The sequence below is a fragment of the Acidobacteriota bacterium genome (genome assembly GCA_026707545.1).
In the GTDB taxonomy this organism is placed as follows: domain Bacteria; phylum Acidobacteriota; class Thermoanaerobaculia; order Multivoradales; family Multivoraceae; genus Multivorans.
In genome coordinates, this window is the sequence record JAPOWR010000001.1 from 655958 (window position 1) to 680799 (window position 24842).

General features: G+C 69.4%; 21 protein-coding genes. 15 read left to right on the forward strand and 6 right to left on the reverse strand.

Annotation, left to right across the window (positions count from 1 at the left end; all coding sequences use genetic code 11):
• A complete protein-coding gene (locus OXG83_02605) occupies positions 1-387 on the reverse strand; it encodes a type II toxin-antitoxin system VapC family toxin (protein ID MCY3963905.1) in 387 nt (128 codons plus the stop codon).
• The gene (locus tag OXG83_02610; protein ID MCY3963906.1) at positions 374-643 is read right to left on the reverse strand and encodes an AbrB/MazE/SpoVT family DNA-binding domain-containing protein; all 270 of its coding nucleotides are present in this window, start codon (positions 641-643) and stop codon (positions 374-376) included. The genes OXG83_02605 and OXG83_02610 overlap by 14 nt, the downstream gene beginning before the upstream one ends.
• A 136-nt stretch (positions 644-779) precedes the next feature.
• Between OXG83_02610 and OXG83_02615 the strand changes: the two genes are divergently transcribed.
• The 4 genes from OXG83_02615 to OXG83_02630 are packed head-to-tail and all read left to right on the forward strand — an operon-like array spanning position 780 to position 9548.
• Positions 780-1166, forward strand: a complete 387-nt coding sequence (locus tag OXG83_02615) for a cupin domain-containing protein (GenBank protein ID MCY3963907.1) — start codon at positions 780-782, stop codon at positions 1164-1166.
• A 2-nt stretch (positions 1167-1168) separates the two neighbouring features.
• Entirely contained in the window at positions 1169-2584 is a 1416-nt protein-coding gene (locus OXG83_02620; protein MCY3963908.1) for a PQQ-binding-like beta-propeller repeat protein, read from the forward strand.
• Positions 2585-2589: 5 nt separating this feature from the next.
• Entirely contained in the window at positions 2590-5940 is a 3351-nt protein-coding gene (locus tag OXG83_02625; protein ID MCY3963909.1) for a PD-(D/E)XK nuclease family protein, read from the forward strand.
• Positions 5937-9548, forward strand: a complete 3612-nt coding sequence (locus OXG83_02630) for a UvrD-helicase domain-containing protein (GenBank protein MCY3963910.1) — start codon at positions 5937-5939, stop codon at positions 9546-9548. Before OXG83_02625 ends, OXG83_02630 begins: the two co-directional genes overlap by 4 nt.
• 16 nt (positions 9549-9564) lie before the next feature.
• On the opposite strand, the gene OXG83_02635 is transcribed toward OXG83_02630, so the two are convergent.
• Together OXG83_02635 and OXG83_02640 are read right to left on the reverse strand one after the other, a co-directional pair.
• The gene (locus OXG83_02635) at positions 9565-9984 is read right to left on the reverse strand and encodes a DUF1801 domain-containing protein (protein MCY3963911.1); all 420 of its coding nucleotides are present in this window, start codon (positions 9982-9984) and stop codon (positions 9565-9567) included.
• Between the two features lie 12 nt (positions 9985-9996).
• Complete coding sequence (locus OXG83_02640; GenBank protein ID MCY3963912.1) at positions 9997-11127, reverse strand: AI-2E family transporter; 1131 nt, start codon at positions 11125-11127, stop codon at positions 9997-9999.
• A 65-nt stretch (positions 11128-11192) separates the two neighbouring features.
• Here OXG83_02640 and hisS point away from each other — a divergent pair, with 65 nt between their 5' ends.
• The 8 genes from hisS to OXG83_02680 all read left to right on the forward strand — a co-directional run bounded on the left by hisS (position 11193) and on the right by OXG83_02680 (position 20037).
• On the forward strand, positions 11193-12497 hold the full coding sequence (gene hisS / locus OXG83_02645; protein ID MCY3963913.1) for a histidine--tRNA ligase: 1305 nt from the start codon (positions 11193-11195) through the stop codon (positions 12495-12497).
• 89 nt (positions 12498-12586) lie between these two features.
• Positions 12587-14350 carry an aspartate--tRNA ligase gene (gene aspS, locus OXG83_02650; GenBank protein ID MCY3963914.1) on the forward strand — a complete coding sequence of 588 codons (1764 nt, stop codon included), beginning with the start codon at positions 12587-12589 and terminating at the stop codon, positions 14348-14350.
• 7 nt (positions 14351-14357) lie between these two features.
• Positions 14358-15527 carry a 3-dehydroquinate synthase gene (aroB, locus tag OXG83_02655; GenBank protein ID MCY3963915.1) on the forward strand — a complete coding sequence of 390 codons (1170 nt, stop codon included), beginning with the start codon at positions 14358-14360 and terminating at the stop codon, positions 15525-15527.
• Complete coding sequence (gene ftsY / locus OXG83_02660; GenBank protein ID MCY3963916.1) at positions 15524-16453, forward strand: signal recognition particle-docking protein FtsY; 930 nt, start codon at positions 15524-15526, stop codon at positions 16451-16453. Before aroB ends, ftsY begins: the two co-directional genes overlap by 4 nt.
• Entirely contained in the window at positions 16450-17634 is a 1185-nt protein-coding gene (gene ribD / locus OXG83_02665; protein ID MCY3963917.1) for a bifunctional diaminohydroxyphosphoribosylaminopyrimidine deaminase/5-amino-6-(5-phosphoribosylamino)uracil reductase RibD, read from the forward strand. The genes ftsY and ribD overlap by 4 nt, the downstream gene beginning before the upstream one ends.
• On the forward strand, positions 17598-18233 hold the full coding sequence (locus OXG83_02670) for a riboflavin synthase (GenBank protein MCY3963918.1): 636 nt from the start codon (positions 17598-17600) through the stop codon (positions 18231-18233). Before ribD ends, OXG83_02670 begins: the two co-directional genes overlap by 37 nt.
• A 4-nt stretch (positions 18234-18237) precedes the next feature.
• A complete protein-coding gene (locus OXG83_02675; GenBank protein ID MCY3963919.1) occupies positions 18238-19311 on the forward strand; it encodes a hypothetical protein in 1074 nt (357 codons plus the stop codon).
• 6 nt (positions 19312-19317) lie between these two features.
• Positions 19318-20037, forward strand: a complete 720-nt coding sequence (locus tag OXG83_02680) for a haloacid dehalogenase-like hydrolase (protein MCY3963920.1) — start codon at positions 19318-19320, stop codon at positions 20035-20037.
• On the opposite strand, the gene lysS is transcribed toward OXG83_02680, so the two are convergent.
• Together lysS and OXG83_02690 are read right to left on the reverse strand one after the other, a co-directional pair.
• Positions 19970-21454, reverse strand: a complete 1485-nt coding sequence (lysS, locus tag OXG83_02685; GenBank protein MCY3963921.1) for a lysine--tRNA ligase — start codon at positions 21452-21454, stop codon at positions 19970-19972. The genes OXG83_02680 and lysS overlap by 68 nt on opposite strands.
• A gap of 3 nt (positions 21455-21457) precedes the next feature.
• Complete coding sequence (locus OXG83_02690; GenBank protein MCY3963922.1) at positions 21458-22330, reverse strand: purine-nucleoside phosphorylase; 873 nt, start codon at positions 22328-22330, stop codon at positions 21458-21460.
• A gap of 78 nt (positions 22331-22408) precedes the next feature.
• Here OXG83_02690 and hpt point away from each other — a divergent pair, with 78 nt between their 5' ends.
• From hpt to OXG83_02705, 3 genes are read left to right on the forward strand one after another with little or no spacing between them, the layout of a single operon-like run.
• Positions 22409-22957, forward strand: a complete 549-nt coding sequence (hpt, locus tag OXG83_02695) for a hypoxanthine phosphoribosyltransferase (protein MCY3963923.1) — start codon at positions 22409-22411, stop codon at positions 22955-22957.
• Positions 22958-22969: 12 nt separating this feature from the next.
• A complete protein-coding gene (locus OXG83_02700) occupies positions 22970-24175 on the forward strand; it encodes an ABC transporter permease (protein MCY3963924.1) in 1206 nt (401 codons plus the stop codon).
• Entirely contained in the window at positions 24172-24840 is a 669-nt protein-coding gene (locus OXG83_02705) for an ABC transporter ATP-binding protein (GenBank protein MCY3963925.1), read from the forward strand. Before OXG83_02700 ends, OXG83_02705 begins: the two co-directional genes overlap by 4 nt.
• The last annotated feature ends 2 nt before the right edge of the window (positions 24841-24842 follow it).

The following is a 24842-nucleotide window of genomic DNA, read 5'->3' on the forward strand; positions in this document are numbered from 1 at the left end:
TCAGGGCTCCGTGACTTGGGGCGCCGCTCCGCTGGCACTGCTGATGAAGTCACGGTCGAATGTGAGCATGGTCTCGCAATGCGCTGCCGCGCCAAGGTGCAAGGCATCCGCGAAGTCCACGCCCTTCTCTGCTCGGTCGAGCGCTTCGACGAGCAGGTTCGGACGCTCCACCGTGACCCCCGGTAGTCCCGAGAAGGCACGCAGCGCTGCGGCGGCATCCTTGGCGGCAAGACCGTAGACGCTACGCAGGACCCACTCGCACTCGAGGAGGACGGTCGTGCTCACGAAGACGTTCCCCGTCTCGACCACGATTCTCGCCCTGGCGGCCTGTTCCGGATCGTCGCCGGTCAAGTAGCGAACGACGACGTTGGTGTCAATCGCCCGCATGTCGCCGCCTGGCCTCGGCCAGTACGCCTTCCCGCATCTCCTGAGGCGACTTCGGTGGGCCGTCGTAGGCCACGCTGCTGAACACGTCCTCGGGCCGGGTCTCGGGAAGCACGGGCTCGGGCTTGAGCAGGACGCCGTCGGGCGTGTTCTCCACGACGAGGCGCGTTCCGGCTGCCCAGCGCAGCGCCCGGCGAATCGCCTTGGGCAGGATCACCTGCCCCTTGGTCGATAGTGTCGTCGTCAGTGGTTCGGGCATGACATTGGTGGACTCCTCCATGCGGGTAAGTCGAAAGTAAGATACACCGTTCGGGTGCGTAGAGCCAAGTTCGGAAGTCCGTCGCCGGCGCGGTGCGGGCGCGCGGACGAACGGCTGCGGCGGTAGAGTCAGGTCAATGAGCCCGACGCCTTCTTCGCCCCGGCGTAGTGCTGTTGTCCGGCGCGCCGACGACGCGCCGGCGAACCGCGTCGAACTCGGCACCGCGACGACGACCCAGGTCCTGCTCGGCGCCGCCGACGACGCTCCGCACTTCGCCATGCGGCGGTTCCGCATGGAGGACGGCGGCGGGATGCCGCTGCACACGAACCAGGTGGAGCATGAGCAGTATGTGCTGCGCGGGCGAGCACGGATCGTGCTGGGCGACGAGACGGTCGAGGTGGGCGCCGACGACGTGCTGCTCATCCCCGCGGGCCTGCCGCACTCCTACGAAGTGATCGAGGCGCCGTTCGAGTTCCTGTGCCTGGTGCCGAACCGACCGGACCGGATCGACCTGGTCGGCTGAGAGTGAACCCGCGCCGTCCGCCGGCCGTGCTCCGCGCGGCGGGACTCTTGCTGGCGGTGGCCCTGGCGACGGAGCCCGCGGACCTGGCGGTGGCGGCCGACGGCGAGACGCTGCCGCCCGATCTCCGCACCCGCACCGACGGCATCGACTGGCCGGCCTTCCTCGGCCCCAACCGGGATTCGAAGTCGCCGGAGACAGGCATTCGGACCGACTGGGCCGGTGGTCTGCCTCTCCTGTGGCACCTGGAACTGGGCGAGGGCTACGCGGCGCCGTCGGTGGCCAGGGGCCGGCTCTTCTACTTCACGCGCTACCGCGACCGGGCGCGCCTGGTCGCGGTTCGCGCCGAGGACGGCAAGGAGCTCTGGCGCTCCGAGTACCCCACGGACTACGAGGACTACTACGGCTACGACGGCGGCCCGCGCACGGCGCCCCTGGTCGACGGGCCGCGGGTCTACTCGGTCGGCGCGGACGGCTTCCTGCGCTGCAACCGCGTCGTCGACGGGGCCGTCCTCTGGGAGCGCGACGTGCACGCGGATTACGGCGTCCAGCAGAACTTCTTCGGCGTCGCGAGTTCACCCTGGATCGAGGACGACCTGCTGATCGTGGCGGTCGGCGGCAGTCCGTCGGGCGCGCCGAACATCCACAGCGGCCGGGTGAAGCCGAACGGCACGGCCCTCGTCGCATTCGACAAGCGAACGGGCGAGGAGCGCTACCGCGTTGGCGACGACCTGGCCAGCTACGCGAGTCCGATCGTCCTCGACTTCGGCGGCAGGCGCCTCGGCTTCCACTTTGCCCGATCCGGCCTGATCGTCTTCGACCCGAAGGCGGGCCGGGAGCTGGACCGCTTCGACTGGCGGGCCCGCCGCTTGACCAGCGTGAACGCGGCGAACCCGGTGATCGTCGACAGCCAGATACTGCTCACGGAGTCCTACGAGAAGGGCGCGGTCCTGCTTGAGTACAACGCCGCCTCCAAGGGCGACTTGAGTGCCTTCCGATCGATCTGGCAGGACGGTCCGCGCAACCAGTCGATCGCGGCGCATTGGAACACGCCCGTCTACCACGAGGGGGTCGTCTACGTCTCGAGCGGCGAGAAGTCGCCGAACGCAGAGCTGCGGGCGGTCGACTGGGCGACCGGCGAGATCCACTGGAGCCAGCCCCGTCTCGCGCGCACCCAGTTGCTCTACGTCGATGGCCACTTCGTCGTGCACAGCGAAGTCGGCGATCTGCTCCTCATCCGGGCGACCCCCGAGAGCTACCAGCAGGTGGGCCACATCCGGCTGCGGGCCGAAGTCGACGGCCGGGCGGTCGACCTGCTGCGTTACCCGGCCTGGGCGGCGCCCGTGCTCTCCCACGGCGTGCTCTACGTGCGTGGTCGAAGCCGGCTGGCCGCTCTGGAACTCATCCCGCCGCCGGAGTAACGCCGGTGGCTCGCGCTTCGATCGTCGTTTCGTGCTCGGCATTCCGCCGGCTTGCGGCCGCCGGCGACTGGCTGCGAGACCGTGGCCGTGGTGACGAGGAGACGCTGCTGCTGGCGGCGTCCCGGGGTGCCGCCGACGATCTGGTTCGCGGCCTGTCTGTGAAAGGCCACGGGATCCTCGGGGTCCACCGCGCCTCGCTCGACCAGTGGGCGCTCCAGACCGCGGCGCTCGAACTGGCTGCCCGTGACCTCAATCCGGTCACAACGCTCGGAACCGAGGCAATGGCCGCCCGTGTCGCCCGCATGGCCCGGACGGCAGGAGAGCTGGAGCGACTTTCGCCGGTGGCTGGGATGCCCGGCTTTGCGCGTTCCCTCGCCGCGACGATCGGCGAGCTGCGAGCGGCCGGCGTTCCGCCCGCCGAACTGCGGCTCGACGACCGAACGCGCGACCTCGATCGACTGCTTCGTCGCTTCGAGGAGGAGATGGACCGCTTCGGCCTCGCGGATATGACAGCCGTGCTGCGGCTCGCCGGCATGGCGATCGCGAAGGCGGACATCGGGGTTCCGCCGGCATCGCTGTGGCTCGACCTGCCGCTCCGAAGCGCCAGCGAGGCCGAAGTGCTGCGGACGCTGGCGGGGCGAAGCAGGGAAGTGCTCGCGACCGTGGCCGCGGGAGACGACGAGGCCTTCGCGTGGCTCGACTCGGTGCTCGAGGAGCGGACGGTGATCGACCTCGACCGGGAAGAACTGGCCGGCGGCGGGGCTTCAGCCGGGCGGCGGCTGGATCGAGTGCAGCGTCGTGTCTTCGAGACGGCCGCCGACACGGCTCCGGCAACTGACGCGGACGTGCCGGCCAACGAGTCCGTCGAACTGTTTTCGGCCGCCGGCGAGGGGCAGGAATGCGTCGAGATTGCCCGGCGCATCCACCGTGCGGCCGCCGCGGGTCTCGCGTTCGACCGGATGGCGATTCTGGTGCGTCAGCCGGCCGGGTACCTCCCTCTGGTTGAGGATGCGCTCGGCCGCGCCGGCATTCCGGCCTACATCACCCGGGGAACGCTGCGTCCGAATCCCGCCGGGCGAGCGTTTCTTGCGCTCCTTGCGTGTGCGGGTGAGAGATTGTCCGCGACTCGCTTCGCCGAGTATCTCTCCCTGGGTCAGACTCCCGAGCCGGCTGCCGGCGGCGCGCCGCCGCGGCGCGAGGTGCCGTGGGTGGAGCCGGCCGGCGAGCAACTCGTGCTCAAGTCTCCCGGTGAGGATTCCGGCTCGGAAGATGGCGCGGACTCCGGCGATGGCGATGCACCGCTTGCAGAGGACGGCGTCGGTGCTGGGGAAGACGCCGCTCCGGCCGGTGCGCTCCGTGTTCCGGCCCAGTGGGAGCGTCTCCTGGTTGATGCGGCCGTGGTCGGCGGGGCCGAGCGCTGGCGAGAGCGCCTCGCGGGTCGGCGTGCGGAGTTCCGGTTGCAGTTGCGCGACGTGGGGGACGAGGACGACGGACGCCGGTCCTACCTGGAGCGCCAAATCGACCGCCTGGAGACGCTGCAGGCCTTCGCGCTGCCCCTGATCCAGTTCCTGGACGATCTGCCGGCGCGGGCCGACTGGGCTCTGTGGCTCGAACGTCTGGGCGAACTCGCCACGATGGCGCTACGGCGCCCGGAGAGCGTGCTCGAGGTGCTCGCCGAGCTGAGGCCCTTGGCGCAGGTCGACGAGGTGGGGCTGGCCGAAGTGGAGCGGATCCTCGGCGAGCGGCTGCGCTTCCGCCGCAGCCGACCGCCGAAGCGGCGATTCGGCCGCGTGTTCGTGGGCGGCGTTGAGGAAACGGCGGGGCGGAGCTTCGATCTCGTGTTCGTTCCGGGTCTGGCCGAAGGCGTGTTCCCGCGGCGGACCGGCGAGGACCCGCTGTTACTCGACGAGCGCCGCGAGGCGCTGCGGCAGGCCGGCTATCGCCTGGCCGGAAACGAGCGCCGCACGTGGAGGGAGCAACTGCTGCTCCGTCTCGCCATCGGGGCGGCGAATCGCCGGTTGGTGGTGTCCTACCCCCGGGTCGACCTGGTGCAGGGACGCGCCCGGGTGCCGTCGCTGTACGCCCTCGACGTGCTCCGCGGCGCCGAGGGAAGGCTGCCGGACCTGGAAGAGCTCGGCCGCCGGGCAGAGGCGGGCGGTGCGGCGGTCGTTGGTTGGCCAGCCCCCAAGAAGCCGGAGGACGCGGTCGACGAGTCCGAGTTCGACCTGGCCCTGTTGCGGCCGTACCTCGGCGCCGGAGCCCCGGTCGCCCAGCGTCGCGGCAGGGCACGCTTTCTCCTCGAGTCGAATGAGCACCTCAAGCGGGCGCTCGAGGCGCGCGGCCGTCGTTGGCGGCGCCCCTGGTTCCCGGTCGACGGTCTCGTGAACGCGAGTCCCGAGGCTCTCGAGGCGCTGGTCGCCCAGCGCACGGGCGCGCGGTCCTACTCGCCGACGGCGCTGCAGCACTATGCCGCCTGTCCCTACCGGTTCTTCCTGCAGGCGGTGCTGCGTCTGTACCCGCGAGACGAGTTCGTTCAACTCGAACGGTTGGACCCGATGACGCGCGGCAGCATCTTCCATGAGATCCAGTTCCGTCTGTTCGGCGTTCTGAAGGAGGCGGACCTCCTGCCGGTGACGGCGGACAACCTGGGGGCGGTCTTCGCGCGGCTCGACGACGTGCTCTACCGGAGCGAGCGCGACTTCCACGACGAACTCGCGCCGCCGATCGAACGGGTGTGGAAAGCGGAGTTCGACAGTTTGCGGGCCGACCTTCGCGGCTGGTTGCGACAGGTGGCGGACGAAGGCGGCCGATGGAAGGCGATCCATGCCGAGCTCTCCTTCGGCCTGAGGCGGTCGGGGGACCGGGATCCCCACAGCAGCCCGGAGCCGGCGGAGGTACTCGACATCGCGCGATTGCGCGGGTCGATCGACCTCGTCGAGGAGGACGCGGCCGGCCGGCTGCGGGTGACGGACCACAAGACGGGTCGCCCGGTCCACGCGCGCGAGGACCTCGTGATCGGCGGCGGCAAGGTTCTCCAGCCCGTTCTCTACAGCCTGGCCGCGGAGCGGGTTCTCGAGCGGGAAGTGGTTTCGGGCCGGCTCTCTTACTGCACTCAGCGCGGCGACTACAGCAACGTGTCCGTGCCGCTCGACGAACGGAGCCGCGGTGCCGCACGCCGGCTGCTGAAAAGGGTGGACGAAGCGCTGGAAACCGGCTTTCTGCCCGCGGCTCCGGGGAAGGACGAGTGTCGCTACTGCGACTACCGGCGCGTGTGCGGCCCATACGAGGAGCTGCGGGTGAAGCGCAAGGACCAGACCCGGCTCGAAGAGCTGAACGCGCTGCGGAGCGAACGATGAGTGCCGTGGAACTGGCGCGGACATCGCCGCCGCCCGACGAAGCCTCCCGCCGGCGGATCCGCGAAGCGCTCGACGAGAGCCAGTTGGTCGAGGCGGCTGCCGGTACGGGCAAGACGACCGTGCTGGTCGAGCGCCTGGTGGCGATCCTGGAGGAAGGCCGTGGCACGGTCGAGGGGCTGGCTGCGGTGACGTTTACCCGCAAGGCGGCGGGCGAACTCAAGCTGCGGCTGCGGCAGGCACTCGATGCGCGTTTGCTCCAGTTGCGAGGCATCGGCGCGGAGAGTGAGCGGCAGGAGAGGTTGGAGAAGGCGATCTCGCGGCTGGAACAGGCGGCGATCGGCACGATCCACTCCCTGTGCGCCGACATGCTGCGTGAGCGACCGGTGGAAGCGGGGGTCGATCCAGGGTTCGGCGAACTGGCGGAAGACGAAGCGCCTCGCCTCTTTGCCCGCAGCTTCGGGCGCTGGATCGAGGAGGAGCTGGAGGCGATGCGGCCGGGGCTGCGGCGGGAACTGGCGCGCTTGATGGTCGGACGCTGGTCGCCCAATCAGTCGGCCCTCGAGCGGCTGCGCGATGCCGCCTGGCGCCTCGTCGACTGGCGTGACTTCGGAGCCGGCTGGCAGCGCCCCGAGTTCGATCGGGAAGCCACGCTTCGGGAGCTTTCCGATCGGGTCGAGCGGCTGGCCGCGCTGGTTCTGCACGGCCGGAAGAGTGACCCGCTGCGAAGAGGCCTTTTGCCCGTCGTCGAGTTGTCCAACTGGATCGTCCGCACCGGGCAACTCGGCGCGGCGTCGCCGGGCCTGAATGGCGCGGGGCCGGCCGCTGGCCGCGAGGCGTTCCTGGACCAGTTGGAGGCGCGGCTCGTCGAGTTGCTGCGCGACCTGAGCGGTTTCCGAAGTCCGCGCAAGGGACGAGGCGGCTTCGCGGAGGGCGTGGGCCGCGACCAGGTCTTCGGACTCTGGCGCCGGCTGGCGGAGCGCCTGCGCGAGTTCGAGCGCCACGCGAACGCCGACCTGGCGGCGCTCCTGAAGGACGAACTGTCGGGTGCCGTCGAGCGCTACGAAGAGGCGAAGACACTGCTCGGCAAGCTCGACTTCCACGACCTGCTGATCAAGGCTCGCGACCTTCTGCGGCACGACCGGGGCGTGCGGCGTCACCTGCAGGCGCGCTACACCCACCTCTTCATCGACGAGTTTCAGGATACGGACCCGCTGCAGGCCGAGATACTGCTCCTGCTGGCGGCCGACGACCCTGATCAGGACGATTGGCGGCGGGTGACGCCGGCCCCTGGAAAGCTGTTCCTGGTCGGCGATCCGAAGCAGTCGATCTACCGTTTCCGCCGGGCGGATGTGGTGCTCTACCAGGAGGTCAAGGAGAGGCTCGCGGCGCGTGGCGTCCAAGTCCTCCATTTGACTACCAGCTTCCGTTCGGTGGCGCCCATCCAGCGGCTGGTCAACGCGGCTTTCGCACCGCTGATGACCGGCGACAAGACGGCCGGAAGCGCCGACTACATTCCCCTTGGAGAGCACCGCGAGGCCATCCCGGGCCAACCCCAGGTCGTCGTGCTGCCGCCCCCCAAGCCCTACGGTTACCGCAACGTCACCCAGAAGAACATCGAGGCATGCCAGCCATACGCGACGGTCGAGTTCGTGCGCTGGCTGATCGAGGAGAGCGGCTGGAAGGTGGAGGTCCCCGATCCGGCGAATCCGGGGCGGCTGCGGCGGATACCGGTCGAGGCCCGGCACGTATGCCTCCTGTTCCGGCGCTTCCTGAGTTGGAATCGGGACACGGCCCGCGACTATGTCCGCGGCCTGGAGGCCTTCGGCATTCCGCACCTCCTGATCGGCGCCCGGTCCTTCCACGAACGGGAGGAAGTGGAGGCGCTTCGATCGGCGCTGACGGCCGTCGAGTGGCCGGACGACCGGCTGTCCGTGTACGCGACGCTTCGCGGATCGCTGTTCGCCTTCGACGACGATCTGCTGCTGCGGTTCAAGACGCGCTACGGGAACTGGCATCCCCTCTACTCGCCGCGCAAGGTCCGGGAGGACGGGGAGCCACCACCGGAATTCGCTTCCCTGGTCGATGTGCTCGACTTTCTCGGAACGCTTCACCGCCGGCGGAACTACCGGCCGATCGTGAACACGGTGCAGGAGATTCTCGCCAAACCGCGCGCGCAGGCGGCCATGGCGCTCCGGCCCGCCGGCAACCAGGTGTTGGGCAACGCGCAGCGCGTCTGCGATCTGGCGCGCCGCTACGAGGTGGCGGGAGGCCGCTCGTTCCGCGGCTTCGTGGAGCAACTGGACGACGAGGCCGAACGGATCGGCAGCACGCAGGCGCCAGTGGTCGAGGAGGACGCGGACGGCGTCCGCGTGATGACGGTCCACACGGCGAAGGGCCTTGAGTTCCCGGTTGTCATCCTGGCGGACATGACCGCCAAGCTGTCGCGCGGGGCGGAGCGGACCATGCGGGCCGACGACGGCCTGTGCGCAACGAAGCTCCTTGGATTGGCTCCTCAGGAGCTGCTCGACGCGGCCGACGTCGAGGACAGGCGGGAGGAGGCCGAGGGTGTCCGTGTCGCGTACGTGGCGGCGACCCGGGCCCGCGATCTGCTCGTCGTGCCGGCGGTGGGCGACGAGAAGCGCCCGGGCTGGATCGAGTGCCTGAACGATGCGGTCTATCCGGGGTCGGAGAACTGGCGGCGTTCGAAACCGGCCGAAGGGTGTCCCGAGTTCGGCGAGCGGTCCGTGTCGGTGCGGCCTTCAGACTACGACCGCATGCCGGAGCAGTCGGTAAGGCCGGGTCGTTACCGCTTCCCGGCAGCGGCCGGACCGGCCGGGACCGCGGACGATGCATCGGGCTACGATGTCGTCTGGTGGGACGCGACCCGCGTGGACCAGCCGCCTCCCTCGAAGTACGGCCTGTTGGGGGAGGATCTCCTGGTCGCGGGCGGCGGCGCCGTCGCCGATGGGAGCCGCGAACGGTTCGAGCGCTGGCGCGACCGGACCGAGGAACTGCTCGAACGGGGAAGCCGTCCAACGGTGAGTCCTGAGGCAGTTACCGACCTGGACTCTAAACCGCCCGGTCCGCTAGCTGAGATAGCCGTCGAAGAACTGGAGCGTGTCCGCGATCGCCCAGGAGGCAGGCGCTTCGGCAGTTTGGTGCACACAGTGCTGCGTGATGCGCCTCTCGATGCCGAGTCGGACCGGATCCGGGAATTGGTGCGGCTCCACGGTGCGCTCTTGGCAGCGACCGAATCCGAGATCGAGGCCGCGATTGCCGCGATAGAGACCGCGCTCGCAAGCGATCCCGCGGTGGCCGCCCGCCGTTCGCGGCGCGTACTGCGCGAGACCCCGTTCTCGCTTCCTCTAGGCGAGCAGATCGTGGAGGGGACGGTCGACCTCGCCTTCCTCGACGACGAGGGTAGGTGGATTGTCGTCGACTGGAAGACCGACCTGGGCGATCTCAATGCGATGCTTCGCGATGACGATCCCGACGACGCCGATCGCATCACGCGTGGCGACGCCTACCGCCGGCAGGTCCGCTGGTACTGCTTCGCGCTGGAGCAGTTGACCGGCAGGCCGGCCTCGGGCCGCCTGGTGTTGCTCTAAGCACAGGCGGAACTTGCTACCGACTAGCTCGCTTGTTCCGATGGTACGTGAGCGCCGCTGCGATGCAGAAGCGAAGCGGGTCTTCCGGCAGTTCGTTACTCTCGTCGAACACGATGGCCCGATTGCCCTCGAATCGCAGCTCGTCCGGAAAAAGGGCGCGGAAGGTCTCGATCAGGCTGGTCCGGCAGTGGAGGTACATCGCGTACCGGGACGGTTGCGCTTTCTTCCAACCGATTCGCACGGTGGTTCCGCTCTTGCTCTGCGAAGTGACGTAGGCCGGCTCGCCCCACTTGAGGGTCTCTTCGATCGGCCCTACGCCGTCCGTGTTCTCGGCCGTCTCGAGGATGAGAGAGCGCAGAACCAGGAGCCTGCTGCGGATGGCGGGCGGGTACGCCTCGAACTTCTCGGCGACGTCCTCGTTTTCAAACGCCTTCATGCGCTTGGCTGATCACACGACCTCGCCGATGTACCGCTCCCGCGCCAGCCGCCAGAAGACGACGAGGAACGCGGTCAGCGGAATCGCCAGAATCATGCCGGCGATGCCATTGAGCGCCGAGCCCCAGAAGAAGACGGCGACGATGATCGCCATCGGGTGCAGCCCGGTGCGGTCGCCCATGATCCGCGGCGTGAGCAGGTAGGCCTCGATCAACTGGACGAGCGCGAAAACGACCAGCACCCAGATGACGAGGTTGAGTCCGCCGCCCTCCTGCCAGTAGCCGATCGGCAGGGCCACCGCCAGGCCGACGATGCTGCCGAGGTAAGGAATGATGTTCAGGAAGCCGAGCGCCAGGCCGAGAACGAGTCCGTAGCGCAGGCCGGCGATGGAGAAACCGATGGCGAACAGCGCCCCCTGGAGAAAGGCGACGACGAGTTGCCCGCGGAAGAAGGCGACCAGGATGTCGATGAACTCCTGAATCAGGTAAACCACGTCCTCCCGGGTCCTCGGCTTGAGGAAGGGGAAGAGGTGGTCCAGCTTGCGGAAGCGGTCGGGGTCGATGATCAGGAAGAAGCAGAGGTAGACCGGCAGGACGGCCCAGGCGAACAGGGACGCGAGGCCGGCGCCGATGCCTTGGAGTATCTCCAGTGCCCCGTCGCCGACGATGCCGAAACTCGCCAGCAGGTTCGAGTCGCCTCCCTCGAGCGCCTCCTGTAGTCGGATCGCGACCGGGTTCGTTTCCAGGAACTCGGTCACGACGGGCGAGATCTCCGCCGTCCATTCGACAAGACGATCCCAAGCGTCCGGCAGTGCCTCGTACAGCTCGTCGATTTGCGAGGCAGCCATGGCGCCGAAGAACCAGGCGAAGCCGCCGATCGGCAGGAGCAGCGACAGCAGCACGGCCGCTACCGCCAGGATCTTCGGGAAGCGCAGCCGCTCGTTCAGCAACTCGTAGTAGGGCCGCAGCACGAACGCCAGCACCGCCGCGACCGCCAGCGGCAGGAAGACGTTCGAGAAGGCGGCGAAGAAGGAGCCGATAGCCCAGAACAGTGCCACGACCGCGGCCAGGATGACGGCGGCCGCGGCGATCGTCGCGGCGGCGGCGACGGTGGCGCGTTGGCGTTCGGAGAGTTCGATCTGCACGGGCGGTTCGTCCCTGCCGGGACGCTACCACCGGGAATCGACTCCCGGGTGGATACGATCGCGCCATGACTGCGAAGCGGCGATTCCAGACCGTCAAGGGTATGCACGACCTGGTCGGGGAGGCCCCTGCCTTTGCGTTCGTGGAGGAGAAGGCGCGAGAGGTGTTTTCCCTCTACGGCTACGACGAGGTGCGTACACCGGTCGTGGAGGAAACGGAACTGTTCGTGCGCGGCGTGGGCGAGGGCAGCGAGATCGTCGGCAAGCAGATGTACACCTTCGACGACAAGAAGGGTCGCAGCCTGACGCTCCGCCCGGAAGGCACGGCGCCGATCGCGCGGGCCTACCTGCAGAACGACTGGGCGTCGGGACCGCAGCCGGTCAAGGTCTTCTACATGGGGCCGTACTTTCGCTACGAGCGCCCCCAGGAGGGCCGTTACCGTCAGTTCCACCAGATCGGCGCGGAGCTGATCGGGGATCCCGGGCCCTACAGCGACGTCGAACTGCTGGTCATGCTGCTGCGCTTCCTGGAGGAGCTCGGATTCGAGGACCTTGAGGTGGGCCTCAATTCGGTCGGCGATCCGGAGTGCAGGCAGCGCTACTCCCGGCGTCTGCGGGAGTTCCTCGAACCGTACCGTGACGAACTGGGCGCTGACAGCCGGCGGCGGCTGGAGACGAATCCCCTCCGCATCCTGGACACGAAGGCGCCCAGGGAGCGGGAACTGCTCGAAGGCGCACCACGACTTCGCGATGAGCTGGGCGACCCGGCTCGTGACCACTTCCAGGTCGTCTGCGGCGAACTCGACCGGTTCGGCGTCGACTTCGAGATCGACGATGGCCTGGTGCGCGGCCTCGACTACTACACGCGGACCGTGTTCGAGATCACGTCCACCGCCCTGGGCGCCCAGAACGCGATCCTGGGCGGCGGCCGCTACGACGGTCTGATCGCCGAACTCGGTGGACCGAGCGTGCCCGGCATCGGCTTCGCGATCGGTCAGGACCGGTTGGTCGACCTGGTCCTGAAGATCCCCGGAGCCCGTAAGCGTCTGGAGGTCGAGGACCATCGTCGAAGGCCCGTGTGCGTGATTCCGATCGGCGTTTCGTACCGTCGGCACGGCATGGAGCTGGCGCAGGAGCTGCGCGCTGCCGGTATCCCCGCGATCTGTGAGTTCGATTCTCTCCGGCCTCTCAAGGCTCGACTGAAACAGGCGGCCCGGCACGACTGCCAGTGGGTCGTGCTGTTCGGTGAGGACGAAGAGAAGAACGGACAGGTCGTGTTGAGGGACTTCTACAACCGTAGCCAGGAGACCATCCCGCGGGACGGTTTCGCAGCCGCCGTCGCAGCGAGGATTGCCGCCCACGAGCAGCCCTAGTTGTGCGAGGATCGGGGGCTTCGCGCGGCGGCTCTCCGGCGGAGACGGAGCGGCCGCGCGGCCAAGCACACAGCACATCGGACAAGCACGTGAAGAGAACGCAGGCAGGAACCCTGACCACCGAAGAGGTCGGCCGGCAGACGAAGGTCCAGGGATGGGTCCATCGCCGCCGCGATCACGGCGGCGTGATCTTCCTCGACGTGCGCGACCGGAGCGGCGTCGTGCAGGCGGTGGTACACCCCGAGACCACGCCCGCGGCGGCCGCGGCCCTGCAGCCAGCACGGCTCGAGTGGGTCGTCGAGGTCGAGGGCGAGGTCGTTCGCCGGGATCCGGACAAGGTGAACCCGAAGATGGCCACCGGCGAGATCGAGGTGCAGGTCGAGACCGGCCGCGTCCTGGGCCGTTCGGAGCCGATGCCGTTCGGCGTGGAGGGCGCTCAGGACGCGAGTGAGGAGACGCGCCTCAAGTACCGGTTCCTCGACCTTCGCCGGACCGGCCTGCAGCGCAACCTGAGGATGCGCTCCGACTTCACGATCGAGAGCCTGGCGTACTTCCGCGAGCACGGCTTCGTCAACGTGGAGACGCCGATGCTCACCCGGTCGACGCCGGAGGGAGCCCGCGACTACCTGGTGCCGAGCCGCCTGAATCACGGCAGCTTCTATGCCCTGCCGCAGTCGCCGCAGCTGTTCAAGCAGATCCTGATGGTCAGCGGCCTGGAGCGCTACGTCCAGTTCGCGCGCTGTTTCCGCGACGAGGATCTGCGCGCCGACCGGCAGCCCGAGTTCACCCAGATCGACGTCGAGATGTCGTTCGTCGACGAGGAGGACGTCTTCGCCCTCGTCGAGGGTCTCTTCTCGCGGGTGTTTCCGCTGGCCGGGATCGAGCCGCCGGTCTCCTACCCGCGTCTCTCCTACGACGACGCGATGCGGCGCTACGGCTCGGACCGTCCGGATCTGCGGGTGGATCTCGAGATCACGGACGTGACCGACTGCCTCCGGGAGACGGAGTTTCGGGCCTTCCAGGCGGCGATCGCGGCTGGCGGCGTCGTGCGGGGCGTCCACATTCCCGGCGCCTCCTCGTCCAGCCGCCGCCAGGTGGACGAGTACGCCGACATTGCCCGTCGCCACGGCTCCGCGGGCGTGCTCTGGGTCAAGCGGGAGAACGGCGTCCCCTCGTTCCTGGTGAAGAGCGCCCTGAGCCAGGGGCAGGTCGAAACGCTTGCGGATCGGCTCGGCGTCGAGGAGGGCGGCATGGCGCTCCTGGTGGCGGCGCCGGAACCGACGGCGGCCGCCGCCCTCGGCTCGCTGCGTGAAGAGGTCGGCCGCCGCTTCGGCCACATGCGCGAGAACGCGCACGAGTTCCTGTGGGTGCACGACTTCCCGCTTGTGACCTGGAACGGCGACGAGGGGCGATGGAACGCGACGCATCATCCGTTCACGTCGCCGCACATGTCCGACCTGGATCGCCTGGAGAGCGATCCGGGCTCGGTCCGCTCACGCGCCTACGACGTGGTGCTCAACGGCAACGAGATCGGCGGCGGCTCCATTCGTATTCACGACCGGGACGTGCAGAAGCGGGTGCTCGCCCTGCTGGGGATCGACGCCGAGGAGGCGGAACGTCGTTTCGGCTTCCTGTTCGAGGCGCTCAGCTACGGCGCGCCGCCTCACGGCGGCATCGCGCTCGGCGTCGACCGGATCGTCATGCTGATGGCCGGCGCCGACTCGCTGCGGGACGTGATCGCCTTCCCGAAGACGGCGTCGGCGGTGTGCCTGATGACCGAGGCGCCGTCGACGGTCGACCAGGAGCAGCTGCTCGATCTGGGGCTGCGCATCCGTCCCCAAGGCGGCGGCTGATTCCGCCATGGCGGAGCTCGCCTCGGACGGGCCGCGCCGCCTGACGCTCCGGCATCCGCGCGGGGTGAGCGAGATCCTGGTGGGACATGGACTCCTCGGCGCGGGTGGAGGCGGTGCGCTCGATGACGTCGCCAACTGGTGCCGGGGGCGGGTCGTGTTCCTGGTCACAAGCGAGGTGCCGGAGCGTCACTGCGGCGATGCCGCGCGCGACCTGCTCGAACCGGCCACGCGACTCGAGACGATCGAGGTTCCCGATGGTGAGGCGGCCAAGACCCTCGAGTGCGCCGGTTCCGTGTGGCGGCAGATGCTCGAGCGCGGCGGCAAGCGCGACAGTCGTCTGGTCACCCTCGGCGGCGGCGCGGTGGGCGATCTCGGAGGCTTCGCGGCGGCCGCCTTCCTGCGCGGCATCGACTACGTCCAGCTCCCGACCACGCTGCTGGCTCAGGTCGACGCTTCGGTCGGCGGCAAGACGGCCGTGGACCTGCCGGGCGGCAAGAACACGGTCGGCGCCTTCCACCATCCCCGCTTCGTGCTCGCCGACGTGGATTGCCTGCGCACGTTGCCGCGCGGCGAGCTGCGGGCCGGACTGTTCGAGGTGGTCAAGATGGCCGCGCTGCTCGATCTCGATCTTCTGGCCACGGTCGAGGAGTCGCTGGATCGCCTGCTCGCGGTGGACGCCGACGTCCTGACGCCGGTCGTCGCGGCTTCGATCGCAGCGAAGCTGGGCGTCGTCGAAGCCGACCTGGAAGAGGGGGACCGCCGGCGGCTGCTCAACTTCGGCCACACCCTGGGGCACGCGATCGAGTCCGAGTTCGGCTACCGGGAGCTCCGGCACGGCGACGCCGTGGGGCACGGCATGCGGTTCGCGCTTCGCCTCGCCCTGCGCCGCGGTTTAGACCCGGAGTTCGCGGCGCGCCTGGAGCGGATGATCGACCGGCTGGGACCGCCGCACCTCGGCGCGGTGGAGGAGCGGCGTGGCATTCGCCTCGATGTGGACCGCCTCATCGCGGCGATGGGCCGCGACAAGAAGGCGCGCGAGAGCGGACTCGTGTGGATCCTGCCCGCCGCGCCGGGCCGGGCTGAGATCGTTGCCGATCTCGATCCGGCGCTCGTGCGGCGCGAGCTCCGGGCCTTTCTCGATGACAGCCGCGGTCCGTCCCGCGGGAGCGCACGGTGAGCACCGAAACGGGGAGCCTGTGGAACCGGCTGCGACGGGGCCTGGGCCGCACCCGGAACGGGCTCGTCGGTCGGATCAACATCGCGCTTGGGGGCGCTGCCCGGATCGATGAGGAGGTGCTGGAGCGACTCGAAGAGTCCCTGATCGAGTCCGACCTGGGCGTCGAGACCTCGCTCGAGCTCGTCGAGCGGCTGCGCCAGGCACAGGATGCGGGTCCGATCGCTGCCGGAGACGAGTTCGCGCTGCGGCAGTTGCTGGTCGACGAGGTCGCGGTGCTCCTGCTCGACGCCCCGCCGGTGTCGCTACCGGCGGCACCGCGCATCACGCTGCTGGTGGGTGTCAACGGGTCCGGCAAGACGACATCGGCGGCGAAGCTGGCGCAGGCGTCCCTGGCCCGGGGCGAGAAGGTCCTGTTCGCGGCGGGCGACACGTTTCGGGCCGCGGCCGCGGAGCAGCTCGAGGTGTGGGGAGGGCGGCTGGGGATCGAGGTGATCCGGCGACCCAAGGGCGGAGACCCGGCCGCGCTCGTCTTCGACGCCGTGCAGGCGGCCACCGCGCGCGGGATCGACCACCTGATCGTGGACACGGCAGGACGCCTCCACACCCGCGGCCAACTGATGGAGGAACTCTCGAAGGTTCATCGTGTTGCGCGGCGGGCGGCCGGCGACGCCTGGAGTGTCTTCACCCTCCTCGTGGTCGACGCCGGCAACGGCCACAATGCGCTGGTGCAGGCGCGCGAGTTCGGAGCGGCGGTCCCGATCGACGCCGTCTTTCTGGCCAAGCTCGACGGAACGGCCAAGGGCGGCATGGCGGTCGCGATTGCCCGTGATCTGCGCCTGCCGGTCGCCTACCTGGGCGTGGGCGAAGCGGTCGAGGACATGGTCGAGTACAAGCCGCGGTCCTTTGCGGCCGCCCTGTTCGGATGAGCGCGGCCGCGCCTGGGGCGAACCGCCGTTTCGACGACGCGGACCGGCGGGCAATGGGTCGGGCGCTGACCCTGGCGCGACGCGGCCGCTCGACGACGGCACCGAACCCGATGGTCGGCTCGGTCGTCGTGCGGGCTGGCGAGGTGGTCGGCGAGGGCTGGCACCGGCGCGCGGGCGGCGAGCACGCGGAGGCGATGGCGCTCGGGCAGGCCGGCGGCCGCGCCCGCGGCGGCACGATCTACGTCACCCTCGAGCCCTGCAACCATGACGGCCGGACCCCGCCCTGTGCGGAGCGGATCCTGGAATCCGGGGTCCGGCGCGTCGTCTTCGCCCACCGGGATCCGAACCCGGAGGTGACCGGGGGCGGCGCCGCACGCTTGCGGGAGGCGGGCCTGCGGGTCGAGAGCGGGCTACTCGCCGATCAGGCGGTCGAGCTGAATGTGCCCTTCCTGACACGCGTTCTTCACGGCCGGCCGGCCGTGACCCTGAAGTGGGCGATGAGCCTGGACGGCCGCATCGCGACGGCGACCGGCGACAGCCAGTGGATCTCGTCGGAGCAGGGGCGCCGCTGGGCGCTCGAACTCCGGGAAGAGCACCAGGCGATCGTCGTCGGCAGCGGCACGGCGCTGGCCGACGATCCGCGCCTGGACCGGCGGCTGGGCCGGGCGGAGGGGCCGATCGTGCGCGTGGTGCTCGATCGACGGTTGCGGTTGCCGGCCGGGGCGCGCATGTTCGAGATCGAGGGACCCGTCGTCATCTATACGGAGGCTCCGCGGGAGATCGGCTCCTCGACGTCGGCGGACACTCGCGACTGGGCGACACGGCGCGACCAGTTGCGCAGCGCCGGCGCCGAGGTGGTGGGTCTTCCCGCCGTCGAGCCGGCCGGCGTGCTGGAGGACCTCTTCGACCGTGGAGTTTCCAACGTGCTGGTCGAGGGTGGCGGGCAGGTGCTCGCCGCCTTCTCCGGTTCCGGGCTGTGGGATCGAGCGGCGGTGTGCTGCGCGCCCGTTCTGATCGGCGGCGCGGCGGCGCCCGGTCCTCTGGGCGGCGAGGGACCGCTACGACTGGCCGATGCCTGGCGCCTGGACGAACTACGGGTCGGCAGGCGCGGACCGGACGTGATTCTCTTAGGCTACAGGCAGGGATGTTTACCGGAATTGTCACGGAACGTGGGCGGGTAGTCGAGGTCCCCGGGGCGTCCGACCGGGGCGGTGCGCGCCTGGTCGTCGGACACTCGCCGGTGCTGGCCGCGAAGCTCGATCTAGGTGCCAGCATCGCTGTGGCGGGCGTGTGCCTGACCGTGGTGGAGCAGGACGACGCGGATGGAACAGCACGATCCGCGTTCGACCTCTCTCCGGAGACGCTGAGCCGAACGACGCTCGGCGCGCTGCGGGCCGGCGACGAGGTGAACCTCGAGCCGCCGCTCTCGGCCGGCGACCCGCTGGGCGGCCACTGGGTCCAGGGGCATGTGGACACGACGACCCGGGTAACGCGGGTGGAGGAGCAGGGGGACCACCGTGTCGTCACGTTCAACGTCCCGGTCGGACTGGAGACGGGAGTCGTGCTCAAGGGCAGCATCACGATCGACGGCGTCAGTCTGACAATCGCGGCGCTCGACGATCGGACGTTCGACGTGGCGCTGATACCGCACACGCTCGAGGTGACGACCCTTGGTGGTCTGAAACCCGGCGACCGCGTGAACGTGGAGGGGGACGTTCTCGCCCGCTACGTCCAGAAGGCGGTGGAGGCCGCGGTTGCGGCCGCGCTCGGGTCGAAGTAGTCAAGTGACGTCCCTCACGCTTCGGGAACACGTCGCCGAACCCGCGAACCTCTGGATTCGTCACAGCTTCTCCCGCTGGCCGCTGGTCGGGGACGGCGGACGGCTGTACTGCGATTTCGCCACCTGCGGATTGCGGACCGCGGACGCCGGACCGGCGCCGGCCGCCTCCGATGTTTGGCGACTCGTCCGCAGGGCCGCCGACGTCGTCTACGTTCCCCCGCTCCCGGCCGACTGCGCTCCGCTCCGCGCGGCGATCGTCGAGGCCGCGGCCGCTGCCGGCGCGCCCCTGGTTCTGCACGTCGTGGCGGAAGGCGTTTCGGTCGCGCTGGCCTCCGGTTGGCAATGGCTGCGGCAGGACGCCCCTCATTCGCCGCAGCCCGCGTCCCGCGTCAGCCCCCTCAGCCCCGTTGTCGCCGCGGCCGCCGAGCTTCCCGAAAACGCCATCGTCGCTGTCGACCTGCTCGACTGCCTGATTGCGGAGGCGGCCCTGCTGCAGGAGAAGCTACTCGAGGGTCCCCAGCCCGACCTGCCGTTCGCGCCAGTCCCGGCCCGGCACGCCACTCTCGTCTGGCCCCTCGTCGGTGGCTGGACGGACCAGCCGGGGGTCTTGGAGACGGCCATGCCCCGGCTCGCGGCCGCCGGGGCGCGTCGCGTCGTGCCTCGCGTGATGACGTTCGATGCCCGCGAGCGCCACCTCCTCGCCGAACGTCTGGAACGGACGTGGCCCGAGGCCTTCGACGCCGTGTTTCACGGTGACGATTCGCCCCCGGACGAGTCGGCCTTCCGAACTGCCGCCGAAGCAGCCGGTCTCGAACATCGCCTTCCGCGGCCGCTGCCCGCGCCACCGCTGCCTGCAAGACTCCGCCTCGCCCGCGAACTCGCGGGCCACCTGATCGAGCTCGGCGATGTCGCCGTCACGGGCGGCGACGCCTACTATCGGGCCGCACGCTTCCTCGACCGGGACGAAGTCGACGTCGAAGCCGCCGCCCGCGAAGGCAACCTTGGCGTCCTGCCGTGGCTCGAGGATCCGGCCAGGCGGGCGGTGGAGCAGTGGCTTACCGCACGGCGCGCGGACTGATTGCCGATGCACCTGGTCGTCTTCGACGTGGACGGAACGCTGGTCGAGTCCGAGGACTTCGACGGTGTCCTCTATGCCCGGGCGATCAGGAACGCGCTGAAGATCGATGTCGACGAGGACTGGGCCGGGTATCGGCACCAAACGGACAGCGGCATCCTGAACGAGGTCCTGGATCGCAACGGAGCCGGAGGCGACCGCTCCCAGGCTCACGTTTCCGTCAAGCGGGAGTTCATCGCCCTCGTAGCCGGCTACCTCGCCGCCCGCGGTGACCGGCTGCCGGAAGTCCCCGGCGCCCGCGCCTTTGTCAACCGGCTCGCCGCCCGCCCGGACGTCGCTGTCGCGATCGCCACCGGCGGTTGGAAGGACAGCGCCGCGATGAAGCTCCGGGCCATCGGCCTCGATCCGGACACGCTGAACCTCGCCTCCGGTTCGGACGCCGTAAGCCGCGTCGGGATCATGCGGATCGCGGCCAGGCGCGCGCTCGGCGGCAGATCAGCCGAGCGCAGGACCTACTTCGGCAACCGCCCGTGGGACCGGGAAGCCAGCCGCAGGCTGAGCTGGCACTTCATCGGCATCGGCCCGGACGTGGAGCACAGTACCCGGTTCGACGACCTTCTGGACCAGGAGTCCCTCGACGGTGCCTTGGCTCTGACGGCTCCTACCGCGGTCGCAGCAACGGAAACAGGATCACATCCCGGATCGACTGGGCATCCGTCAACAGCATGACCAGTCGGTCGATGCCGAGGCCCAGGCCGCCGGCGGGGGGCATGCCGTACTGGAGAGCCTCGACGTAGTCGCGGTCGAAACGGTGGGCCTCGTCGTCGCCGCTTTCACGGGCGGCCAGTTGCTGGCGGAAGCGCTCCGCCTGGGCGTCCGGGTCGTTCAGCTCGGTGAAGGCGTTGGCGATCTCCATGCCGCCGATGAAGAGTTCGAACCGCTCGGTGAAGCGGGAGTCGCCGGCGGTCAGCTTGGCGAAGGGCGAGACTTCGATCGGGTAGTCATGGATGAAGGTGGGTTGAATGAGCTTCGGTTCGACCAGCCGGTCGAAGAGGGCCATCAGGAGGTTGCCGTAACCGGGGCTCCTGGGTTCCGCCTCGCCGTGCCTTGCCAGTTCGGCTGCGAGCGCGGACTCATCGTCCACGGTGGTGGCGTCGAGGCCTCCGATCTCGATCAGGGAATCCCGGACGCTGTAGCGGGGCCACGCCGGGGTGAAGTCGATCTCGTCGCGCCGGAAGGTGCAGGTCGCGGTGCCTCCGCCGGCGTCGCCGACGACGGCGGCGAGCAACTGTTCGGTGATATCCATCAGTTGTTCGTAGTCCGAGTAGGCCCAGTAGAACTCGAGCATTGTGAATTCGGGGTTGTGCTGGGTCGAGATGCCCTCGTTGCGGAAGTTGCGGTTGATCTCGAACACCCGGTGCAGACCGCCGACGAGCAATCGCTTGAGGTACAGCTCGGGGGCGATGCGCAGGTAGAGATCGAGGTCGAGGGCGTTGTGATGGGTAACGAACGGTCTCGCGGCGGCGCCGCCCGGTATGGCCTGCATCATCGGCGTCTCGACTTCCAGGAAGTCCAGGTCGAGCAGGAAACGGCGTATGGCGGTGATGGCCCGCGAACGGACGACGAAGCGGTGCCGGGACTCCGGCGAGTTCAGGAGATCGAGATACCGCCGGCGGTAGCGCTCTTCGCGGTCGGCCAGGCCGTGCCACTTCTCGGGCAGGGGCCTGGTGGCCTTGGCGAGAAGTTCCAGACGGTCGGCCATGACGGTCAGCTCGCCGGTGCGGGTGCGGATCAGTTGACCCTTGGCGAGCACGTAGTCGCCGATGTCGAGTTGCGAGAGCAGCCACCAGGCCTCTTCGCCCACCTGGTTGCGGCGGAGCAGAACCTGCACCTTGGCGCCGGCGGCGTCGGAGATGTCGAGAAAGGCCGCCTTGCCGTGGGTCCGGTGGGCGCGGACGCGGCCCGGCACCCGGAGACGGATCGCGGCCTCGTCGAGCTGCTCGGCGGAGAGGTCGCCGTAGCGTTCGGAGATCGCGCTCGGCTCGAGGTCGTAGGCGGCGCGGGTCGGATAGGGATCGACGCCGCGCTCACGGAGGCGGTCGCGCTTCGCGCGCCGGTTTCTGATCTGGGCTTCGAGTTCGGACATGGCTCAGCAGGATTCGGAGTGCCAGAAATCGTGATCGCCGAGGAGATCGGAGGTCAGCCGAGCGATGCCGGCCGCGGCGGCGCCGCCGACCTTGAGCACGTCCTCGTGGTCGACGGGTCCTTCCTCGATGCCGACGCCCATGTTCGTGACCAGGGAGAAGCCGAGCACGCGGAGGCCCATGTGGCGGGCGGCGATCACTTCCAGAACGGTCGACATGCCGACCAGGTCGACGCCGAGGGCCTGGTAGGCGCGGATCTCCGCCGGAGTCTCGTAGGAAGGCCCCAACAGGCCCAGGTAGACGCCTTCGCCTATCGGGATTCCGGCGGCGTCGCCGAGTTCGATGAAGCGGCGGCGCAGCGCCGGGTCATAGGCGTCGGCCAGGTCCGGGAACTGAGGCCCCCAGCTCGCGGGCAGGCGTCCGCGAAGCGGGTTCAGTCCGGTCAGGTTGACGTGATCGGAGAGCGCCGCGATTGAACCTGGCGGCAGCTCGCGCCGCAGGGAGCCGGCGGCGTTCGTGATGACAAGCAAGCGGGCTCCGAGAAGCGCCGCCAGCCGCACCAGGTAGACGACCTGGGCGGCGGTGTACCCCTGGTAGGCGTGGAGCCGGCCGCGGCAGTACAGCACGAACTTTCCGTTCGTCATACGGACCACTTCGGCCGTGGCGGCGTGACCCTCGATCGCTTCGACGTCGAAGGGAAGCAACTCGTCGAACGGCCAGCGTCCGGCAACCCGCTCGCCCAGGTCGAGATTCAGGCCGGAGCCGGTGACCAGGACGGCTTCGGGCCGCGGCCATCCAGCTTCGAGCCATCGTCCGCGGCTCCCCTCGAGTTCGGCGCCAAGACCCGTGTCCGGCCCTGTATCCTTGGCCTGATTCACTCCTCTGATCCCCGTCGTGGAGTGCGGGAGACCATACACGACCTGCCTGTCGCCTCCAGGCGGCGCGGAAGGACATCGATGCCTGTGAACGGAATGCCCCGGGAACTCATTTCCAGGGAGAGGCTGCAGCGTCGCGTCGACGAACTGGCGCTCGAGATCGAGCGCGATTTCGCGGACAGCGAGGACCTCCTCTGTGTCGGCGTGTTGAAGGGCTCCGTCTTCTTCCTGTCGGATCTTCTGCAGCGCCTCTCGCGGCCCCTCGTGGTCGACTTCTTCCAGACCTCGAGTTACCGGGGGGAGACGACCTCGCCGGGCGAGGTGCGGATCCGGCGCGACCTCGACCACTCCCTGGCCGGCCGCGATGTGCTACTGATCGAGGACATCGTGGACACCGGCTACACGATGCGCACGATCATGGCCCTGATGGGTTTCCGCGGCGCGCGTTCGGTTCGCCTCTGTGTGTTGCTGGACAAGGCATGCAAGCGGGAGACGGTGGTCCCCATCCACTATCGCGGTTTCGAGGTGGACGACGTCTTCGTGGTCGGCTACGGGCTCGACTACAACGACCGCTACCGCAACCTGCCCTATGTCGGAGTCCTCGACGAGGGAGACGTGGAAACGGAGTAGCCTCGCGTTGCCGTGGGGTTCGTCTGGCACGTTGCGCTGAGGTACTTCCGCTCGACTCGGGCGGACGCGCACATCCGGGTGCTGTCTTCGCTGACGGCCGGCGGCCTGGCGGTGGGCACGGCGGCGCTGGTCCTGGCGCTGGCGGCGCTCTCGGGCTTTCAGAACCACCTGCTCACCGATCTGGCGCGCCACACGCCGGCCCTGCAACTGGAACTGGCCGGCTCCGGCGCGGGCGTCGCTGGCGAGGCCGCGGAGGACTCGGCGGCGCTGGTCGCGTGGGCGGCGGCGACGAATGGCGTCTCGGCGGTCCAGGAGGTGCTGTATGCACGGGGCTGGCTGGCCGTTGGGGCGAGTGTCGAACAGGTAGAAGTCCTGGGCTTTGAGAAGGCGCCGCCCGTGTGGATCCCGGTCGGGGACCGGGCGGCGCGCGGACTGATTGTTCCGATAGCCGTCGCCCAGAAGCTGGGGCTTGCCGTCGGCGAGACGGTGCGCGTCTTCTCGCCGCGGCCCGGGTTGACGCCGCTTGGCCCCCGTCCGAGGACGCGCACCCTGCCGGTCGCCGGCATCTATCGCTCCGACCGTGCCGACTACGAGGAACTGCCGATCCTGTTGCCGCTCGAGGAGGCGTCCGCCCTCTTCGCCGGCGGGGACCGCCGGCTCGACCTCACTCTGGAGCCGGAGGCCGAGCCGGAACAGGTGGCCGGTTTCCTGCGCGAGACGGTCGACCCGGCCAAAGCGGCCGTCGTCGGTTGGCGCGAGGCGAACCGCGCGCTCCTGTTCGTGCTGCGGCTTGAGAAGAGCCTGGTGTTCTCGGCGGTCGTGCTGATCGTCGCGGTGGCGGCCTTCGCGCTGCTCGCGTCGCTGTCCCTGGTGTTGTCGAGCAAGCGCTCCGAGGTCGGTGCGCTGGCGGCGATGGGGGCGGCTCCGGCCCGGTTGCAGCGGATCTTCCTTGCGCTCGGCGCGTTGCTGTCGGTCGGAGGAGCCGGTCTCGGCGGCGCGTTGGGCGCGGGCGTGGCGGCCTTCCTGGACCGCTTTCGGGTCATCTCGCTGCCGGCCGACGTCTACATCGTCGAGTATGTGCCGTTTCTGGTCCGGGGCAGCGACGTGCTCATCGTGGTGGCCTCAACGGTGGTCTTCACCGGCGCTGCTTCGCTGCTGAGCGCGCGCAGGGCGAGCCGCCTGGATCCGGTCGAGGCGATGCGGAGCGCCCGGACATGATCTCCGTGTCCGGAGTCACCAAGGCCTACCGCGACGGCGAAGTCCGGCGTCAGGTGCTACGCGGCGTCGATCTCGAACTCGCCCCCGGCGGTACGGTCGCCATCGTCGGACCCTCGGGCTCGGGGAAGTCGACCCTGCTGAACATCCTCGGGGCGCTGGATACCGCCGACGCCGGGACGGTCCGTATCGACGGCGTGGACGTCTCCGCCTCCAGGCCGGCGGCGCTGGCCGGGTTCCGGAACCGCTCCCTCGGATTCGTGTTCCAGTTTCACCAGTTACTGCCCGATTTCACGGCGATCGAGAACGTGATCATGCCGGGACGGATCGCGGGCCGTTCCGCGGCGTCGCTTCTGGCCGACGGGCTGGAACTGCTCGATCAGGTCGGGCTCAAGGATCGTGCCGCCGACTTTCCCCAGCAGCTATCCGGCGGTGAGCGGCAGCGTGTGGCGATCTGCCGCGCGCTGGTGCTCGAGCCGCCGGTGCTGCTTGCCGACGAACCGACCGGCAACCTGGATGCGGCTAGCGGCGAGCAGGTACTGGAACTGCTCGCCGGCCTCAGGCGCCGTCGAGGAACGACCATGGTGCTGGTGACGCATAACCCGGAGGTGGCGCGTCGCTGCGGCAGCGTGCTGCGTCTGGATGGGGGAAGGTTGACACCCGCCTAGAG

Coding starts and splice junctions, on each gene's coding strand:
- OXG83_02610 (MCY3963906.1), bottom strand. CDS start 643: ATGCCCGAACCACTGACGACGACACTATCGACCAAGGGGCAGGTGATC.
- OXG83_02705 (MCY3963925.1), top strand. CDS start 24,172: ATGATCTCCGTGTCCGGAGTCACCAAGGCCTACCGCGACGGCGAAGTC.
- lysS (MCY3963921.1), bottom strand. CDS start 21,454: ATGTCCGAACTCGAAGCCCAGATCAGAAACCGGCGCGCGAAGCGCGAC.
- aroB (MCY3963915.1), top strand. CDS start 14,358: ATGGCGGAGCTCGCCTCGGACGGGCCGCGCCGCCTGACGCTCCGGCAT.
- hisS (MCY3963913.1), top strand. CDS start 11,193: ATGACTGCGAAGCGGCGATTCCAGACCGTCAAGGGTATGCACGACCTG.
- OXG83_02615 (MCY3963907.1), top strand. CDS start 780: ATGAGCCCGACGCCTTCTTCGCCCCGGCGTAGTGCTGTTGTCCGGCGC.
- OXG83_02680 (MCY3963920.1), top strand. CDS start 19,318: ATGCACCTGGTCGTCTTCGACGTGGACGGAACGCTGGTCGAGTCCGAG.
- OXG83_02630 (MCY3963910.1), top strand. CDS start 5,937: ATGAGTGCCGTGGAACTGGCGCGGACATCGCCGCCGCCCGACGAAGCC.
- OXG83_02605 (MCY3963905.1), bottom strand. CDS start 387: ATGCGGGCGATTGACACCAACGTCGTCGTTCGCTACTTGACCGGCGAC.
- OXG83_02670 (MCY3963918.1), top strand. CDS start 17,598: ATGTTTACCGGAATTGTCACGGAACGTGGGCGGGTAGTCGAGGTCCCC.
- ribD (MCY3963917.1), top strand. CDS start 16,450: ATGAGCGCGGCCGCGCCTGGGGCGAACCGCCGTTTCGACGACGCGGAC.
- OXG83_02635 (MCY3963911.1), bottom strand. CDS start 9,984: ATGAAGGCGTTTGAAAACGAGGACGTCGCCGAGAAGTTCGAGGCGTAC.
- hpt (MCY3963923.1), top strand. CDS start 22,409: ATGCCTGTGAACGGAATGCCCCGGGAACTCATTTCCAGGGAGAGGCTG.